Source organism: Variovorax sp. PAMC 28711, from assembly GCF_001577265.1.
Classification (GTDB): domain Bacteria; phylum Pseudomonadota; class Gammaproteobacteria; order Burkholderiales; family Burkholderiaceae_C; genus Variovorax.
Genome location: NZ_CP014517.1, coordinates 2,042,599 through 2,058,149, shown reverse-complemented (window position 1 = coordinate 2,058,149; position 15,551 = coordinate 2,042,599). Strand labels below are relative to the sequence as shown.

Sequence of the window (15,551 nt, the reverse complement as noted above, 5' to 3'; positions counted from 1 at the left end):
GCATTCCCGCTCACACCGCGGGCGCCGGGCTCGGTACCCTCGGGCGCCATGACAGCGCCCCACATTCCCCAGATCCGTCTCTATCAAAACTGGCTGCGCGACACGCGCGGCCTCACCTTCGATTCCTACGACGCGCTGTGGCGCTGGTCGGTTACCGATCTCGATGCCTTCTGGCAGAGCATCTGGGACTACCACCGCATGCAATCGCCCACGCCGCACACCGCGGTGCTGGTCGAAGAGAAGATGCCCGGCGCCGTGTGGTTCCCCGGCGCCAAGGCCAACTACGCGCGTGAAGTGCTGCGCCATGTCGAGGCGGCCCATGCGGCCGGCATGCCGGCGATCGTCAGCGACAACGAACTCGGCGAGGTGCGCGAGATGTCGTGGCCCGAGCTCAAGCGCCAGATCGCCTCGGTCGCGCTCACGCTGAAGTCGCTCGGCGTCGAGCGCGGCGACCGCGTCGCGGCCTACCTGCCGAACGTGCCCGAAACGATGGTCGCGTTCCTCGCGTGTTCGAGCATCGGCGCGGTGTGGAGCGTGTGTGCGCCCGACATGGGCACCGCCGCGGTGGTCGACCGCTTCCGCCAGATCGAACCCAAGGTGCTGATCGCCGCCGACGGCGTGCACTACGGCGGCAAGGCCATCGACCGCAGCGCCGTCGTGCGCGAACTGCGCGCTGCGTTGCCGAGCGTGAAGAAACTGTTGCTGCTCGAGACGCCGTATGCGCTCGCCCCGGTCGAGGCCGACGCCGATTGGCTCGGCGCCATCGCCCGCGACGACGCCGAGGTCGCCGCCTTCGAGCCCGAGTGGCTGCCCTTCGACCACCCGATCTGGATCGTCTATTCGAGCGGCACCACCGGCCTGCCGAAACCCATCGTGCACGGTCAAGGCGGCATCATCATGACGATGTACGCCTGCGGACTGCACAACGATCCGGGCCCGAGCTACAGCGCCAACAACTTCGGCGAACGCTTCCACTGGTACAGCTCGACCGGCTGGGTCATGTGGAACTGCCAGCTTGCAGGGCTCGCCTTCGGCTCGACCATCGTCATCTACGACGGCCATCCGGCCGGCAGCAAGGACAAGCCCGATTGGGGCGTGCTCTGGCGCTTCGTGGCCAGGCACAAGGTCACCTTCTTCGGCGCGGGCGCGGCGTACTTCACCAACTGCATGAAGGCCGGCGTGCGCACCGCCGACTGCGGCGACCTGTCGCACGTGCGGGCGCTCGGCTCGACCGGCTCGCCCTTGTCCGAAGAAGTGCAGCGCTGGGGCACCGCGCAGTTCCAGGCGGCCGGCTCAAAAGACATCTGGTGGTGCAACATTTCGGGCGGCACCGACTTCTGCGGCGCCTTCGTCGGCGGCAACCGGGAACTGCCCGAAGTGCCGGGCCAGATGCAGTGTCGGCAGCTTGGCCACGCGGTCGAGGCGTGGGACGAGAACGGCGAGCCCGTCATCGGCGAAGTCGGCGAGCTCGTGTGCACCAAGCCCATGCCGTCGATGCCGCTCTACTTTTGGGGCGACGAGGGCAATGCGCGTTATCTGTCGAGCTACTTCGACACCTACCCCGGCGTGTGGCGGCACGGCGACTGGCTGAAGATCGGCGAAGACGGCGGCTGCATCATCTACGGCCGCAGCGACGCGACCATCAACCGGCAGGGTTTGCGCATGGGCACCAGCGAGATCTACAGCGCCGTCGAAGGCTTGCCCGAGGTGCTCGACTCGATGGTCGTCGATCTCGAATACCTGGGCCGCGACAGCTACATGCCGCTCTTCGTCGTGCTGCGCCCCGGCCTGGCGCTGGACGACGCGATGCGCGGCAAGCTGAACGCCGCGATCAAGACCTCGCTCTCGCCGCGCTTCCTGCCCAACGACATCTTCCAGGTCGCCGAGATTCCACGCACGCTGTCCGGCAAGAAGCAGGAGCTGCCCATCAAGAAGCTGCTGCTCGGCCAGCCGATCGAGAAGGTGGTCAACAGGGAGGCGATGGCCAACCCGGTGAGCCTCGACTGGTTCGTGGCGTTCGCGGCCGACCGCGCCGCCGTGGCGGCCGTTTGATTCCGGTGAGTGCAGCGCGCAATCGTCCGCTTTGGGCAGGACACATTTCGGGATGGCCTTCGCCCTCAATTTGGATCCGGTCCTGTCAATTCTGATAGGCGAGATCCCGTAAATTGACAATTGGTTGACATTCTTTGAGCGCTTTTGGCCGCGTTTGCAAGCGAAATACCGTGATGCACATCACATGTAATTGACAAATGTGGCTCCGAAACCTGCCGACGTGAATTTGTACCTTCTCCGTTGATATCCCCGCTCTGACACTCGCGCCCACTGCCTTCCGGGCCCCCGGCGAATTTGGCAGCCAATCAACGAGGAGTTTCAATTGAGCCTGTCAACTACGTCCACGCCGCGCGCTTCGCGTGGCCTCCACAGCCCTCGCCTGACGGCCACCGCGCTCGGCGCGGCCGTCTTTGCGGCAAGCCTGCTCGCGGGCCCCGTCAACGCGCAAGTCAAGGTCGGCGACAACCCGACCACCATCAACCCGGGGTCGATGCTGGAGGTCGAGAGTACGAACCGCGGTGTGTCCATGCCCCGAGTCGCCGTCACCGACCGCGTGACTTGGGGCCTGAACGGCAACGTGCCGGTCGAAGGCATGATGGTCTACAACACCACCGCAACCACTGGCGCGAATGGCCTGCAGGAAGGCATGGCCGTCTGGAAGAACGGGCAGTGGATCAGCGTGGATGAAACGCCTTACTTTCACGTCAACTCGACGGTGGTGGGCAACTCGACGCTTGCCAACTCGGGTGCGACCGGCGTGAATTCTCTGGCTGCCGGTCCCAATGCGGTGGCGGCCACCGACCAGAGCGTGGCGCTCGGTATCAATGCCAACGCCAGCAATGGCGGCCTTGTGGCCATCGGGGCCGGCGCCCAATCGCTGGCACAAAACACCATCGCCATTGGCGGCACCGCCTCGGTGCGTCTGGGCATCGCGATCGGTTTTGCATCCAACTCTGCCGGCAACGGCGCGGTGGCCATCGGCGACGCCACGACGTCCAGCAATTTTTCGACGGTGGCACTCGGCCAGTCCGCGGTCGCGACCGGCAGCATGGCCATCGGCATGGGTCGGTTGGCGAATGCCTCCGGCTACCGGTCACAGGCGCTGGGTGCCAATTCCGTTGCTTCGGGTCTGGGTGCCAATGCCGTGGGCAGCGCGGTGACGGCCTCGGCGAACTACTCGACGGCCACGGGTGGCCGTGTCTACTACGTCGGCGGGGTTCCCTACACCGGCACGGACCCCAATTCCGTGACGCTGAGCGGCACCACCGACTCCGTGGCCTCCGGCGTGCTGTCCAGCGTCTACGGCGCGGGCGCCAAGGCTTCGGCCGAGCGCAGCACTGCGCTGGGTGCGTTGAGCAGTTCGTCCGTGGTGGGCGCCGTTGCGCTGGGTGCCGATTCGGTCTCCGATCGCGCCATCGCCGGCACCACCGGCACCCTCCCGGCCGGCAGCTCGCTCATCAACTACAACACCACCGACAAGGCGCTGCTCGGCGCTGTGTCGGTCGGCAATGCGACCGGGTACCGCCAGATCACCAACGTGGCGGACGGCACGCAAGCGCAGGATGCCGTGACGATCCGTCAGCTTTCCAGCGCGCTGCAATCCTTTGCGGTCACGCCGACGCAGTATTTCCACGCCAACTCGAGCGCGCCTGACTCCCTTGCCATTGGCGCCGAGTCCGTGGCCATCGGACCGCAAACGGTTGTGAATGGCAACAACGGCATCGGCATGGGCAACGGCGCCACCGTGCAGGTTTCTGCGCCGGGCGGCATTGCCATCGGCCAGGCGGCCACCAGCGTGTCGGCGGATTCGATCGCGCTCGGCACGCAGGCCAGTGCACTGGGCGTGCAGGGCGTGGCGATCGGCGCAGGCAGCGTCGTGAACACCGCCGGGGGTGTGGCACTGGGCGCAGGCTCGGTGGCCAGCACGGTGGCCGGTGCAGCGGGCTACGTACCGACCGGCGCGAGCACGGCGCAAACCGCCGCCGTCAACGCGACCACCAGCACCCTGGCGGGCGTCTCGGTGGGCGATGCAGCCACCGGCCAGTTCCGCCAGATCAATGGCGTGGCGGCCGGCACGGTCGACAGCGATGCGGTCAATGTGTCGCAACTCAAGGCGGTGCAGACGGCCGTGGTGAACGTCGATGCGAGTGCGGTGAAGTACGGCACCAACCCGGACGGCTCGGTCAACTACAACAGCGTGGCGCTGGGCAACGGCAACGGCCCGACGACCATCAGCAACGTCGCGCCCGGCGTGGCTGGCACCGACGCGGTGAACGTGAACCAGTTGAACAGCGGCATCGCCGGTGCCAATGCGTACACCAACGCGCGTGTGAACGGTCTGCAGAACCAGATCGACAGCAACACCAAGATGCTCTCCGGCGGCATCGCGGCCTCGGCGGCGATGGCGGTGGTGACACCGGTGGAGCCGGGTCGCTATCACGTGAGCGGCGCGGTCGCTGGCTACAACGGCCAGGCCGGCGTCGGCCTGAACATCCTGAAGCGCGCCGACAACGGCCAGACCACGCTGCACGCCGGCGTGGGCTGGGCGACCGGCGGCAGCAAAGCCATCGTGCGCGTGGGCTTCGGCTTCTCGTTCGACTGATCAACCCGCCACTGGAACCCTCATGAAAACCACCCACACCCTCCCGTTCACCCTGGCGGCCTGCGTTCTCGCTCTGGCCGGCTGCGCATCGACCGGCAGCCATGTCGACACCGTCGATCAAGCCTTCGGCGCTTCGGCGCAAAAACAGTCGATCCGTTTCCCGGACGCAGGCAGCGCCTGGCTCAAGGGCGGCACGTTCATCGATGTCGAGCAGCTGCGCCGCATCGGCCGCGGCATGACCAAGAACCAGGTGCGCGAGCTCATCAGCTACCCGCACTTCGGCGAAGGCCTGTTTGGCCCGAAAGAGTGGGACTACCTGTTCAACTTCCGCACCGGCCGCGGCGACGAGTTCGTGACTTGCCAATACAAGGTCGTCTTCAAGGACGGCGTATCCGACGCGATGTACTGGAAAGACCCCGCCTGTGCCGACTACCTGAAGCCGAAGGTCGTCGAGGCCGCGCGTCCCGCGCCGGTCGTGGCGGCAGTGCCCGAGCGCATCCGGCTGGGCGCCGACGCACTCTTCGCCTTCGACAAGTCCGGCCCCGCCGACATTCTTCCGGCCGGCAAGCGCCAGCTCGAAGACCTGGTGGTGAACCTGAAGTCGAAGTACAAGAAGCTCGATGCGATCACCATCGTCGGCCACACCGACCGGCTGGGCAGCGCGAGCTACAACCAGTCGCTGTCGCTGGCCCGCGCGAACACGGTGCGTGACATGCTGGCGCAAGCGGGCATCGACCGCCATGTGATCCGCACCTCCGGCAGCGGCGAGACGCAGCCGGTGGCAGAGTGCGCCGCGAACCTGCCGCGCGCGGCGCTGGTGAGCTGCCTGCAGCCGAACCGGCGCGTCGACCTCGAAGTGCTGGGGCAGTAAGCCTTAGAGCCAGTTGCCGTTGCTCGGCATCTGGATCGTCGTCTCCGGCGTGCCGCTGTCGACCAGCGAGCCGACGGCGACGCTCAGCAGCGAGATGAAGATGCTCGCGAAGAAGGCGGTCCAGAAACCCGACACCTTGAAGCCACGCACGAGGGCCGACACCAGCAGGATCATCAACGCGTTGATGACCAGCAGGAAGAGCCCGAAGGTCACGAGCGTGAGCGGCAGCGTCAGCACGATCAGGAGCGGCTTCACCAGTGCGTTGGCCAGGCCGAGCAGCAAGGCGGAGCCGACCAATGCGCCGCCGCTGTCGAACTTCAGGCCCTTGAAGATCAGGCTGGCGACCCACAGCGACAGCGCCGTGATGGCCCATTGCACGAGAAAAGGCATGAGGTTTTGCATCATCGATCGATGATACGGCGCGGGTCGAGGGTCAAGCGGAGTGGCAGAGAATGGGCGCTGCGGCGCCGTGCCGCGCTCATCCGGCAGAGGCCCTCATGCAAGCAGTTTCGCAAGCAGTTCCCGTCAACACCTTCAAGCGCGCGCTGATCGCCGGCACGCCGCAGATCGGACTCTGGTCCGTGCTGCCCTCGCCCTACATTTCGGAGCTGGTCGCGGGCTGCGGTTTCGACTGGGTGCTGCTCGACACCGAACACACGCCGACCGATGTGCCGCAGATGCTGCAGCAGCTCCAGGCCGTGGCCGGGGCGATTCCTTTTGAAGGCGGTCAAGCCAGCGCAGCTGTGGTCCGGCCCGCGTGGAACGACCTGGTGCTCATCAAGCGCTACCTCGACATCGGCGCGCAAACGCTGCTCCTGCCTTTCGTGCAGAACGCCGACGAAGCCCGTGCCGCCGTGCGTGCGATCCGCTATGCGCCCGAAGGTGTTCGCGGCATGGGTGGCTCGGTGCGGGCCTCGAACTTCGGGCGCATCAAGGACTACATCCAGACCGCCAACGAGGAGCTCTGCCTGCTGGTGCAGGTCGAGACGCGCGACGCGCTCGAGCAGCTCGACGCGATCGCGAACGTCGACGGCATCGACGGCGTCTTCATCGGACCGGCCGACCTGTCGGCCAGCATGGGTCATCCCGGCAACCCGAACCATCCCGAGGTTCGCGCGGCCATCGACCGGGCGATCGACTGCATCCGCGCCTGCGGCAAGGCGGCGGGCATCCTCGTGGTCGACGAGACCTGGGCGCGCGAGTGCATCGATCGCGGTGCGCTGTTCGTCGCGGTCGGCGTCGACCTGCTGATCCTGGCACGCGGCGCCGAGGCGATGGCGGCGCGCTTCAAGTCGACGGCGGCGGCGTCGGTCACGAGCAACTACTGAGACGCACGAGAACAAACATGTCGACCCTTCTGACGATGGCCCCGCTCTGCATCCGCATGGACGACCGCGACAATGTGGCGATCGTCGCCAACGACGGTGGCCTGCCCGCCGGCACGGTGTTTCCCTCCGGGCTCACGCTGGTCGACAAGGTGCCGCAGGCGCACAAGGTCGCGCTCGTCGGCATCCCGGAAGGCGGCGAGGTGCGTCGCTACAACGTGCCGATCGGCTATGCGCTGAAAGCCATTCCGGCCGGCAGCTGGGTGCACGAACGCCTCTTGAAAATGCCCGCCGCGCGCGAGCTCACCGGCCTGCCGATCGCCACCGTCAAGCCCGAGCCGCAGCCGCCGCTCGAGGGCTACACCTTCGAGGGGTACCGCAACCTCGACGGCTCGGTCGGCACGCGCAACATCCTGGCCATCACGCAGACGGTGCAGTGCGTGGCCGGTGTCACCGATTTCGCCGTGCGGCGCATCAAGGCCGAGCTGCTGCCGAGATTTCCCAATGTCGACGATGTGGTCGCGCTCGAACACACCTACGGCTGCGGCGTCGCGATCGATGCGCCCGACGCGATCATCCCGATCCGTACGTTGCGCAACATCAGCCTGAATCCGAACTTCGGCGGCGAGGTGATGGTGGTGAGCCTCGGCTGCGAGAAGCTGCAACCCGAGCGCCTCTTGCCACCCGGCAGCTTCGCGATCGTCGACGAGCGCAACGTCGCCGACGTGGGCGCGAGCGAAGAGGCGAAGCTCGACGTGGTCTGCCTGCAGGACGACGCGCATGTCGGCTTCATGTCGATGGTCGAGTCGATCCTGCGGCAGGCCGAACTGCATCTGGAGCGCCTGAACGCGCGCCGCCGCGAAACCGTGCCGGCCAGTGAACTCGTGGTCGGCGTGCAGTGCGGCGGCAGCGACGCGTTCTCGGGCGTCACCGCCAATCCGGCGGTCGGCTACTGCACCGACTTGCTGGTGCGCGCCGGCGCCACCGTCATGTTCTCGGAAGTGACCGAGGTGCGCGACGGCATCGACCAACTCACCTCGCGCGCCACCACGCCCGAGGTGGCAGAGGCCATGATCCGCGAGATGGCCTGGTACGACGCGTACCTCGACAAGAGCCGTGTCGACCGCAGCGCCAACACCACGCCGGGCAACAAGAAAGGCGGGCTGTCGAACATCGTCGAGAAGGCGATGGGCTCCATCGTCAAGAGCGGCACCTCGCCGATTTCCGGCGTCGTCGCGCCCGGCGAAAAGGCGCGGCAGAAAGGCCTCCTCTACGCCGCCACGCCAGCCAGCGATTTCATCTGCGGCACCTTGCAGCTGGCGGCCGGCATGAACCTGCACGTGTTCACCACCGGCCGCGGCACGCCCTACGGTCTGGCCGAAGTGCCCGTCATCAAGGTCGCGACGCGCGACGACCTCGCGCGCCGCTGGCACGACCTCATGGACATCAACGCCGGCACCATCGCCACCGGCGAGAAGTCGATTGCCGACGTCGGCTGGGAGATGTTCCATCTCATGCTCGACGTGGCGAGCGGCCGCAAGAAGACCTGGGCCGAGCACTGGAAGCTGCACAACGCGCTGGTGCTGTTCAATCCGGCGCCGGTGACCTGAGCGTTACTCGTAGAGGGTCTGCGCCTTCATGTGTCGCTCGACCTGCTCGACGAAAGTTTGCTGTGCCGCGGCCGGTGCCGAGTTACACACCGCTTGGCTCGCCTCGTTGACGATTTCACGTGCCATCTTCAGCACGCGACCGTCTTGCGCGTGGGTGGCGCGGTAGGTCATCTGGCCGCCGCTTGCCTGCAGAACCCGTGTTTCCTCGCCGGGCGTGCGCAGCAGTTTGACGTTGGCGGGCAAGCGCAACTCGATCTCTTCGCGCACCACGCCGACCGGACAGGGAAACGGGAATTTGCGCAACTGGCGCTGACCAGAAACCACCGGACCGATGCTCGGGAACAGTGCCGGTGGCATCCGGACCGCCCCAGGGCCGGGCAAGTCCATGAAGCCGCGCGTGCTGTAGTCAAAACTGAAATCGGCGTCGCGGGTGTCAGCCTTGGTGTCGGGACGGCGCAGCGTGCCGGTGCCGTTCGCGCCCGCCTGCGCGAGGAGGTTGTTGACCAGCTGGGCATCGGGCATGGCTTGAATGCCTGCAAAGTTTGCCCTGAGCATCGACGCTGCCTCGCCTTCACCGCGCGCGATGGCCTGCACGGTTGCGGAGCCATCGTCGGCCACGTCGATCACCTGGCGGCTCAGCAGGGTGCTGCGCGAAGGCAGCGGCGTACGCGCCCATGTACCGGTCGCGACGTGCAAGACACGCTTGCCGGAATCGCCACCCGGTAACGTGTCGAAGCGGTTGTAGCGGCCGGTCGCATCGAGGTACATGTCGAGCGTCGGCACGTACGTGATCATGTGATTGAACGCTTCCACTGCGCCCGGCTCGGGCGCCCAGTAGCTGTTGCCGGCATTGATGAGGACCGGCGTGCTCTCGAGGCCGACCGCACGCAGCAGCGCGCCGAGCAGCACCGCCGAATCCTTGCAGTCGCCATAGCCGTTGGCCAGGATGGTGTCGAGCGGGCGCGGCACGAAGCCGCCACGCGCCAGTACCACGTTGACGTAGCGAATGTTGAGCCGCACCCAGTCATACAGCGCCTTGGCTTGCGCGCGCCGGTCGGTCTGGCCCTGCGTGATGTCGCGTGCCAGCGCGGCGACATGCTCGGTCGGACGCGTCGGGTCGCCGACCAGCGCGCGGTACGTCGCTGCCAGTTCGGCACCCCCGGCCATGCTGCTGACCACCATGCGCGGGCTGTAGTCGAGCCGTGCCACGCTGCCGGGCTCGGGCGGCACCGCCTCGGCGGTTTCACCGCGAAAGGTGTAGCGCACGCGGCCGTCGTCGAGAACCTCACGCGCATGCGGCAGATCGATCGCTTGCACATGCAGGGGCAGCGCGGCCGGCGCCGTCACGGTGAAGACGAAATCACGCCGCGCCGAATGCGGCGAAATGAACTCGACCGCGCTGAAAGCGCCCGGCAGGATCGGCGTGCGCTGCGTCAAACGCGTCTTCAGGTGGATTCGCACGCCCGGCTTGATCTGCGGCATGACGATCGCCTTGACCTTCTGGTCGCTGAACATCGGTGCGTTCTGCGAGGCGTAGGGCTCCTGTTCGAAGATGGCCGAGGCAGGAACTTCGGCCACCTGGCCGTCAGCCGCGATCACGCGCGCGAACAGCACCTCGGCGGTCTGCAGGCTGGCACTGTAGGGAAGCAGTATCTGCGTGACTTCGCGCACGCCGGCGTCGTTGAGCACCCGCCTCAGGCTCTCGGTGTCCTTGACGTAGCGGCCATCGCTGTCCACCGTGTAGTCCACATGCCTTTTCTCGTAGGCGATTCCGGGCTCGAAACCCTGTACCGCGCGGGCGGGTGCCGGCGGGAGGGAAACCGGAAGCGGCGGCGTCTGCGCCCCCGCCAATGCCTGAATACCGAACCACAAGCCGAGTGCCATCCTGAACCGTCGCATGTGCTGTCTCCCTGAACGCGTTGTCGATGGCTGGGCGGGACGTCCGCCGTGGCTGTGGCGGCTACTCTATCTCCGAACTGGCTGTGTGGAAACTTGAGCAGACCGCGAAGTAGTTGCCACCTGCTTTTCCAGCCAACGCGCGAACGTGTCGAGCAGCGGCCGCGCATCGCCACGCTCCGGCGTCACGAGGTAGTAGTTGCGCTCGCCGATGAGCGGCCGCGCGCACGCCACCACGAGGTCGCCCCGCGCGAGTTCGCCTTCGACCAGCATGGTCGGCATCAGCGCGACGCCGAGGCCTTGCGCGGCGGCTTCGGCGAGCATCGAGAAGAGTTCGTAACGTGGGCCGCCGCGTGCGTTGGGCGCATCGACCTGCTGCGCATCGAACCACTGGCGCCAGCCGTCGGGGCGGGTGCTTTGCTGCAAGAGCGGGAGCTTCGCGATGGCGGCAGCGGGGGCGGCTTTCCCGTGCGGCAACAGCGACGGACTGCACACCGGCACCACGTCTTCGTGCAGCAGCAGAAGCGCGCGCGTGCCGGCCCAGTTCGCAACCTGCGCGGGCGTGCCCGCGTAGAGCGCCGCATCGAACTCGGCGTCGGCGAAGAGAAAAGGGCGGGTGCGCGTTTCGATGTGCACGACCACGTCGGGCTGCAGCGCCGCGAAGGCCGGCAGCCGCGGGATGAGCCAGCGCGTCGCGAAGGTCGGCACCGCGGCGAGCGCGAGCGATCCGCCTTCGCCCTGGTGCGCCATCGCATCGAGCGTGTCGCGCTCCATCGCTTCGAGCCGCTTCGTGATCTGGCGCGCGTAGGCCGCGCCGCTCGCGGTGAGCGCGACGCCGTGCCGCGTGCGGCGGAACAGCGCGACGCCGAGAAAAGCCTCCAGCGTCGCGATCTGGCGCGACACGGCGCTTTGCGTCAAGGCGAGCTCCTGTGCAGCACGCGTGTAGCTCTCGTGGCGCGCGGCGGTGTCGAAGCATACGAGGGTCTGGAGGGGCGGGATCTTGCGGCGCATGGCGGTGTCAGGTATTCATCGAGCGCATATCTGGCTGAGTATTGCTCGTTTGCGCCGTCGTGTCCGCATCGCTAGGATCGACCGATTCACTTTTTACTCATTTCGGAGACGCCACATGGCCACCAAAGCGCACTTTCACTGGGACGACCCGCTGTTGCTCGACCAGCAACTCACCGACGAAGAACGCATGATTCGCGACGCGGCCAACGCCTATTGCCAGGAGCGCCTGCTGCCCCGCGTGGTCGAAGGCTTCCGCTCCGGCGTGACCGATCCGGCGATTTTTCGCGAAATGGGTGAACTGGGCCTCCTCGGCCCGACGATCCCCGAGCAGTACGGCGGCCCCGGCCTCAACTACGTGGCCTACGGCCTGATTGCCCGCGAAGTCGAGCGCGTCGACTCCGGCTACCGCTCGATGGCCAGCGTGCAAAGCTCGTTGGTGATGGTGCCGATTTTCGAGTTCGGCACCGAAGCGCAGAAGCAGAAATTCCTGCCCAAGCTCGCCAGCGGTGAATGGATCGGTTGCTTCGGCCTGACCGAACCCGACCACGGCTCCGACCCGGGCAGCATGGTCACGCGCGCCAAGAAGGTGCCGGGCGGCTACGCGATCAGCGGCGCCAAGATGTGGATCAGCAACTCGCCCATCGCCGACGTGTTCGTGGTGTGGGCCAAGGAAGTCAGCGAGAGCGGCACGGTCGGCCCGATCCGCGGCTTCGTGCTCGAGAAGGGCATGAAGGGCCTCAGCGCCCCGGCGATCCACAGCAAGGTGGGCCTGCGCGCCAGCATCACCGGCGAGATCGTGATGGACGGCGTGTTCTGCCCTGAAGAAAACGCATTCCCCGAAGTGCAGGGCCTGAAGGGTCCGTTCACGTGTCTCAACAGCGCGCGTTACGGCATCTCGTGGGGTGCACTCGGTGCGGCGGAAGACTGCATGCACCGCGCCCGCCAGTACACGATGGACCGCAAGCAATTCGGTCGCCCGCTCGCCGCGAACCAGCTGATCCAGAAGAAGCTCGCCGACATGCAGACCGAAATCGCGCTCGGCCTGCAGGGCAGCCTGCGCTTGGGCCGGATGAAGGACGAAGGCACCGCTTCGGTCGAGATCACCTCGATCATGAAGCGCAACAACTGCGGCAAGAGCCTGGACATCGCCCGCATGGCGCGCGACATGATGGGCGGCAACGGCATCAGCGACGAGTTCGGCGTGGCGCGCCATTTGGTGAACCTCGAAGTGGTGAACACGTACGAAGGCACCCACGACATCCACGCCCTCATCTTGGGCCGCGCGATCACCGGCATTGCGGCCTTCGCGAACTGAGCATGACCGACGCAGCATTGGACGGCATCAAGGTCCTCGATCTGTCCCGCGTGCTCGCGGGCCCGTGGTGCACGCAGATCCTCGCGGACCTCGGCGCCGACGTGGTCAAGATCGAGCGCCCCGGCGTCGGCGACGACACGCGCACCTGGGGCCCGCCGTTCCTGAAGGATGCAAAGGGCGAGGACACGAACCAGTCGACCTACTTCACCGCCTGCAACCGCAACAAGCGCTCGGTCACGCTCGACATGGCGACGTCCGAAGGCCAGGCGCTCCTGAAGCAGATGGCCGCTGCGAGCGACATCGTGGTGGAGAACTTCAAGACCGGCGGGCTCGCGCAATACGGCCTCGACTACGACGCACTTCGCGTCGCCAACCCGCGCCTCATCTACTGCAGCGTGACCGGCTTCGGCCACGACGGTCCGCACGCCGCGCGCGCCGGCTACGACCTCATGATCCAGGCCACCAGCGGGATGATGAGCATTACCGGTCGGCCCGACGACGCGCCCGGCGGCGGCCCGTTGCGCGTGGGCGTGGCGCTCACCGACCTGTTCACCGGTGTCTACGCGAGCACCGCGATCCTCGCCGCGCTCGAGGTGCGACACCGCACCGGCGAGGGCCAGCACATCGACATGGCGCTGCTCGATGTCGGCATGGCGATCCTCGCGAACCAGGCGAGCGCGTTCCTCAACACGGGCGTCGCGCCCGAGCGGCAGGGCAACAGCCACCCAAGCCTCGCGCCCTACCAGGACTTCCAGACGCAGGACGGATCGATGCTGCTGGCCATCGGCAACAACGGCCAGTTCGCGCGCTTCTGCGAAGCGGCCGGCCACGCCGAGTGGGCCGTCGACGAACGCTTTGCGACCAACACCTTGCGCGTGAAACACCGCGAGGCGCTGATCCCTGCCATGCAGGAAGTCACGCGCACGCGCAGCACAGCCGACTGGATCGCGCTGCTCGAAGACAAGGCCGTGCCCTGTGGCCCGATCAACGACATCGCCCAGGCCTTCGACGACGAACAGGTGAAGGCGCGCGGCCTCGCTGTCGCGATGCCGCGCGATGCCGGCGACGGCATCGACACCATCGTTGGCGTGGCCAGCCCGCTGCGCCTGTCGGCCACGCCGCCGGTGTTGCGCCATGCGCCGCCAGCGCTCGGGCAGCACACCGACGAGGTGCTGGCCGAACTGGGCGTCGATGCCGCGCAACGCGCTGCGCTGCGGGCCGCGGGGGTGCTCTGAGCGAAGGTCCTGCACGCGACCCCGAACGCGCGCACGACGCGTCGTCCATGCCGGCGCCCGATGCGCTGACGCCGGGCGACCGTTACCTCGAACTCTTCACAGCGGTGCAGGCCGCGCGCGTCTTTCCCGACAGCAAGACCTTCGTCGACTGCGCGCCACGCGGCGAACCCGATGCGATCCTCGCGGCCTACCGCGCCGCGGTGGGGCAACCGGGGTTCGACCTGCCGGCGTTCGTCGACGCGCACTTCGAGGTGCTGCGACCCACGCCGAGCGACTACGTGTCGGTGCCCGGCCAACCGATGTGCGCCCACATCGACGACCTGTGGCGCGTGCTCACGCGCGAGCCCCTCGATCACCGGCCGCGGGGCTCGCTGCTGCCGGTGCCGCATCCCTACGTCGTGCCGGGCGGCCGCTTCGGTGAGCTGTACTACTGGGATTCGTACTTCACCATGCTGGGCTTGGCGGCCAGCGGCAAAACGACGCTGCTGCACGACATGGTCGGCAATTTTGCGCACCTCATCGACACCTTCGGCCATGTGCCGAACGGCACGCGCACCTACTACCTGAGCCGTTCGCAGCCGCCGCTCTTCGCGTTCATGGTGGAGCTGGCCGGCACGCTTGGGGTGCTCGATCCCGTGCAATCCCTGCCGCAACTGCGACGCGAACACGCTTGGTGGATGCGCGGCAGCGAAGACCTTGCGCCCGGCACGGCGGACCTGCGCGTGGTGCGCCTGCCTGACGGCAGCCTGCTCAACCGCTACTGGGACGAGCGCGACTCGCCTCGCGAGGAGGCCTGGCTCGAAGACGTGCAGACGGCCCGGGCCAGCGGGCGCGACGCGTCGCAGGTGTACCGCCATCTGCGCGCCGCGGCCGAATCGGGCTGGGACTTCAGCACGCGCTGGCTCGCCGAGCCGGTGCCGCGCGATGCCACCTCACTCGCCAGCATCTGCACCACCGACATCGTGCCGGTCGATCTCAACGCCTTCCTCTACAAGCTCGAAACCCTGGTGGCATCACTCTCCACGCGCGCAGGCGATGCGACCACTGCGTGCGCATTCGGTGCGGCGGCCGCGGCGCGCAAGGCGGCCGTGATCGCGCACCTGTGGGATGCCGGGCAGGGCGCGTTCTTCGACCACGACTGGCGGCTGGCGAAGCGCCGCGCCGGACTCACTGGCGCCTGCGTCGCGCCGCTGTTCGCGGGGCTGGCCGAAGCCTCGCACGCCCGCGCGCTTGCGCAGACGGTGTCGGCCCGGCTCCTGGCGCCGGGCGGCTTCTCGACCACCGAGCGCACGAGCGACCAGCAGTGGGACCAGCCCAACGGCTGGGCCGCGCTGCAATGGATGGCGATCCGCGGCTTCCACGACCACGGCGAAGAAGCGCTGGCCCGCACCATCGCGCACCGCTGGCTGGCCACCGTCGCCGCGGTCTACGAGCGAGAGGGCAAGCTGGTCGAGAAATACGCGCTGCGACAGGACGACGAGGCCTCGTCGTCGGGCGGCGGCGGCGGCGAGTACCCGCTGCAGGACGGCTTCGGCTGGACCAACGGCGTCACGCGCGCGTTGCTCGCGGCGCATCCCGAGCACACGGCGCACGGCTGCTTCGCGTACTCGGTGGCGCCGACGCACCGCTGAACG

General features: G+C 67.4%; 11 protein-coding genes. 8 read left to right on the top strand and 3 right to left on the bottom strand.

What is annotated here, in order from left to right:
• Positions 1–48: 48 nt before the first annotated feature.
• From AX767_RS10160 to AX767_RS10150, 3 genes are all read left to right on the top strand, one after another.
• Positions 49–2,052 (top strand): acetoacetate--CoA ligase, encoded by a 2,004-nt coding sequence (locus AX767_RS10160; protein ID WP_068630966.1) that lies wholly within the window; start codon positions 49–51, stop codon positions 2,050–2,052.
• A gap of 322 nt (positions 2,053–2,374) precedes the next feature.
• The gene (locus AX767_RS10155) at positions 2,375–4,654 is read left to right on the top strand and encodes a YadA family autotransporter adhesin (RefSeq protein ID WP_068630964.1); all 2,280 of its coding nucleotides are present in this window, start codon (positions 2,375–2,377) and stop codon (positions 4,652–4,654) included.
• Between the two features lie 22 nt (positions 4,655–4,676).
• The gene (locus AX767_RS10150) at positions 4,677–5,525 is read left to right on the top strand and encodes an OmpA family protein (protein ID WP_068630962.1); all 849 of its coding nucleotides are present in this window, start codon (positions 4,677–4,679) and stop codon (positions 5,523–5,525) included.
• Between the two features lie 3 nt (positions 5,526–5,528).
• On the opposite strand, the gene AX767_RS10145 is transcribed toward AX767_RS10150, so the two are convergent.
• Positions 5,529–5,930: a phage holin family protein gene (locus AX767_RS10145; protein ID WP_068630960.1), complete on the bottom strand. Its 402-nt coding sequence runs from the start codon at positions 5,928–5,930 to the stop codon at positions 5,529–5,531.
• Positions 5,931–6,022: 92 nt separating this feature from the next.
• Here AX767_RS10145 and AX767_RS10140 point away from each other — a divergent pair, with 92 nt between their 5' ends.
• Both AX767_RS10140 and garD read left to right on the top strand, forming a co-directional pair.
• Complete coding sequence (locus tag AX767_RS10140) at positions 6,023–6,853, top strand: aldolase/citrate lyase family protein (protein WP_068630958.1); 831 nt, start codon at positions 6,023–6,025, stop codon at positions 6,851–6,853.
• Between the two features lie 17 nt (positions 6,854–6,870).
• A complete protein-coding gene (garD, locus tag AX767_RS10135; protein WP_068630956.1) occupies positions 6,871–8,460 on the top strand; it encodes a galactarate dehydratase in 1,590 nt (529 codons plus the stop codon).
• A 3-nt stretch (positions 8,461–8,463) separates the two neighbouring features.
• Here garD and AX767_RS10130 read toward each other — a convergent pair whose 3' ends face one another.
• Together AX767_RS10130 and AX767_RS10125 are read right to left on the bottom strand one after the other, a co-directional pair.
• Positions 8,464–10,359, bottom strand: coding sequence for a DUF3857 domain-containing transglutaminase family protein (locus AX767_RS10130; protein WP_082754975.1), 1,896 nt, complete (start codon positions 10,357–10,359; stop codon positions 8,464–8,466).
• 66 nt (positions 10,360–10,425) lie between these two features.
• Positions 10,426–11,367 carry a LysR substrate-binding domain-containing protein gene (locus tag AX767_RS10125; RefSeq protein WP_068630953.1) on the bottom strand — a complete coding sequence of 314 codons (942 nt, stop codon included), beginning with the start codon at positions 11,365–11,367 and terminating at the stop codon, positions 10,426–10,428.
• A 115-nt stretch (positions 11,368–11,482) separates the two neighbouring features.
• Between AX767_RS10125 and AX767_RS10120 the strand changes: the two genes are divergently transcribed.
• The 3 genes from AX767_RS10120 to treF are packed head-to-tail and all read left to right on the top strand — an operon-like array spanning position 11,483 to position 15,548.
• Entirely contained in the window at positions 11,483–12,682 is a 1,200-nt protein-coding gene (locus AX767_RS10120) for an acyl-CoA dehydrogenase (RefSeq protein ID WP_068630951.1), read from the top strand.
• Between the two features lie 2 nt (positions 12,683–12,684).
• Positions 12,685–13,917 (top strand): CaiB/BaiF CoA transferase family protein, encoded by a 1,233-nt coding sequence (locus AX767_RS10115; RefSeq protein WP_068630949.1) that lies wholly within the window; start codon positions 12,685–12,687, stop codon positions 13,915–13,917.
• 47 nt (positions 13,918–13,964) lie between these two features.
• Positions 13,965–15,548, top strand: coding sequence for an alpha,alpha-trehalase TreF (gene treF, locus AX767_RS10110; RefSeq protein WP_156481023.1), 1,584 nt, complete (start codon positions 13,965–13,967; stop codon positions 15,546–15,548).
• The last annotated feature ends 3 nt before the right edge of the window (positions 15,549–15,551 follow it).

What these genes read in the sequence shown, in the direction of transcription:
- AX767_RS10130 (WP_082754975.1), bottom strand. Translation starts at nt 10,359, where the DNA reads ATGCGACGGTTCAGGATGGCACTCGGCTTGTGGTTCGGTATTCAGGCA.
- AX767_RS10125 (WP_068630953.1), bottom strand. Translation starts at nt 11,367, where the DNA reads ATGCGCCGCAAGATCCCGCCCCTCCAGACCCTCGTATGCTTCGACACC.
- garD (WP_068630956.1), top strand. Translation starts at nt 6,871, where the DNA reads ATGTCGACCCTTCTGACGATGGCCCCGCTCTGCATCCGCATGGACGAC.
- AX767_RS10145 (WP_068630960.1), bottom strand. Translation starts at nt 5,930, where the DNA reads ATGATGCAAAACCTCATGCCTTTTCTCGTGCAATGGGCCATCACGGCG.
- AX767_RS10140 (WP_068630958.1), top strand. Translation starts at nt 6,023, where the DNA reads ATGCAAGCAGTTTCGCAAGCAGTTCCCGTCAACACCTTCAAGCGCGCG.
- treF (WP_156481023.1), top strand. Translation starts at nt 13,965, where the DNA reads ATGCCGGCGCCCGATGCGCTGACGCCGGGCGACCGTTACCTCGAACTC.
- AX767_RS10150 (WP_068630962.1), top strand. Translation starts at nt 4,677, where the DNA reads ATGAAAACCACCCACACCCTCCCGTTCACCCTGGCGGCCTGCGTTCTC.
- AX767_RS10120 (WP_068630951.1), top strand. Translation starts at nt 11,483, where the DNA reads ATGGCCACCAAAGCGCACTTTCACTGGGACGACCCGCTGTTGCTCGAC.
- AX767_RS10115 (WP_068630949.1), top strand. Translation starts at nt 12,685, where the DNA reads ATGACCGACGCAGCATTGGACGGCATCAAGGTCCTCGATCTGTCCCGC.
- AX767_RS10160 (WP_068630966.1), top strand. Translation starts at nt 49, where the DNA reads ATGACAGCGCCCCACATTCCCCAGATCCGTCTCTATCAAAACTGGCTG.